The sequence below is a fragment of the Terriglobales bacterium genome, from assembly GCA_035691485.1.
Classification (GTDB): domain Bacteria; phylum Acidobacteriota; class Terriglobia; order Terriglobales; family Acidobacteriaceae; genus JAIQGF01.
In genome coordinates this window covers 1-2,051 of sequence record DASSIZ010000062.1, presented here as the reverse complement: position 1 = coordinate 2,051, position 2,051 = coordinate 1, and the positions used below count along the sequence as shown (strand labels likewise).

Annotated in this window: 2 protein-coding genes; one reads left to right on the top strand and one right to left on the bottom strand. The window is 61.4% G+C overall.

Features of this window, described 5'->3' with window-relative positions:
- On the bottom strand, nucleotides 1–490 hold a 490-nt coding region (locus VFI82_07805), incomplete at its 3' end, for a hypothetical protein (GenBank protein HET7184575.1).
- Between the two features lie 217 nt (nucleotides 491–707).
- Between VFI82_07805 and VFI82_07800 the strand changes: the two genes are divergently transcribed.
- Nucleotides 708–1,807 (top strand): IS3 family transposase gene (locus tag VFI82_07800; protein HET7184574.1). Its coding sequence is split into 2 segments (ribosomal slippage): nucleotides 708–960 and nucleotides 960–1,807, totalling 1,101 coding nucleotides; the frame shifts between segments, so codons are not numbered across the junction.
- The last annotated feature ends 244 nt before the right edge of the window (nucleotides 1,808–2,051 follow it).

Sequence of the window (2,051 nt, the reverse complement as noted above, 5' to 3'; positions counted from 1 at the left end):
ACGAAGATGCTGCAACTTCCGGTGATGACACGATTTCCAGTGCACGACGCCGATGATCCGGCGTAATGACGTGGGGCCACAACTTTAGGTAAGACGAGAATTCCGGCGTCTTGTCCCCGCGCTCCAACAGGGCGAGGAAATGATTCGACAGGCGCTCTCGCTGATGTGCGGAGAAGGTTGCACTCCGCAGCGCGTGGGCCATGCGCGTGCGTGCGTATCCGGAATACGAAACGATGTGCCGCTCCACGATGAAGTCAACCGCAAGGGCGATGCATGCGCGATCTCCCGCGCGCACACCGTCGGCGAGGTTGTACCAGATTGCGCGAAACGAAGTTGCACCACGCTCCAAAGCGGCGCGCGGCGTGCCGGCGATATCAAACGTCCCACCGAGGTTTCGATGCGCCGCGATCACGGCCTCGGTGCGCCACTTTTCCGGCAGGGCGTGGTAAGCGTCAAAGGACAAACCGTGCTTTCCGCCACACATGCTCATCTTGTCACCCGCGGATCGGGTCGCGATACCTGGATCATGCGCGAAGGCTGGCCGACGGATCTCTCGATCATTCCAGGAATGCCACGCGACTGACGTCTATGGCCTGCCAGCCATGCTCTTGGCAGAGGGCCAGGATAGAAGCAACGACTGACCTGAGACGAAACGTGTAGCCAGTTGGAAGGTGAGTTCTCTTACCCTTTGAGGCAAGGAGAACTCCATGAAGAAGCGACACAGCGAAGAACAGATCATCCGGATCCTGCGGGAAGCCGAGGCGCAAGAAGTACCGATCCGAGAGGTTTGCCGGCAGCACAACATCTCTGAGCAGACGTTCTACCGTTGGCGGGACAAGTACGGCGGCATGGAGGTGGCCGATGCCCGGCGCTTGAAGGATCTGGAAACGGAGAACGCCAAGCTCAAGCGCTTGGTGGCCGAGCAGATGCTGGTGATCGACGGGCTGAAGGAGTTCAGTCGAAAAAAATGACGACCCCGTCGGGGCGACGCTTGGTGCTGGAGCACCTGACTCGCCGGGGCATCTCGCAACGCAAGGCTTGCCGTTACTTGGGGCTGAGCCGCCGGGTGACGAGCTACATGCTGAAACAGCCGGACAAGGATCGGGCGATGGGTGAACAACTGCTGGCGGCCTCGCAGGCGGTGCCGCGATTCGGGTATCGACGCATGGCGGCATGGCTGAGTCTTGGTGAATCGCGGGTGCGGCGCATGTGGCGCCAGATGGGCTTGAACATCCCGCGGCGCAGGCCACGGCGGCGGCGTTCCGGCAGCGACATCCGCCTCCCCGGAGCGGTGCGTCCGAACGCGGTGTGGTGCTACGACTTCGTCCACGACCAGCTGGTCGATGGCCGCTCGTTGAAGCTGCTGTGCGTGCTGGACGAGTACACCCGCGAATGCCTGGCGATCGAGGTCGGCGCCAGTCTGCGTTCACAGGACGTGATCCTGACCTTGTCGCGACTGATGCGGCTGTATGGCAAGCCGGCCTACGTTCGATCTGACAACGGCGCCGAATTTACTGCAGCCAAGGTGATGCGTTGGCTGCGCGACCAAGCCATCGGGCCAGCGTTCATTGCGCCTGGCAGCCCTTGGCAGAACGGCTTCGTCGAGAGCTTCAACGGCAAGCTTCGCGACGAACTGCTCAACCGCGAGTGGTTCCGCACGCGAGCCGAAGCCAAGGTACTGATCGAGCGCTGGCGGCGGTTCTACAACGAGCAGCGACCGCACAGCGCACACCGCTACCAGCCACCGGCAGAGGTCCGCCGGAACTGGATCGAAACCGCTACCATCGAACCGAGACTCACCGCCTGAGTGGCTACAAAAAACCGTCTCAGGTCACTGCCACAGTGGAAACTGCTTACGATGTGTCATGGCTGCTCCTTGCTTGTGGGGCCTAACGCCCGAGGTAACCGGCGCAAAGACCGCGTAGCGGGATTTGCGTCCGGTTGACCGAATAGTTAGGGGGCGAAATAGCATTGTGTGGACTGCTTGCGGTACAGATACAGAGCTACTGCGCCCAGAACTGCCAACCCTACCAAAGCGAGCGCAGGATGGC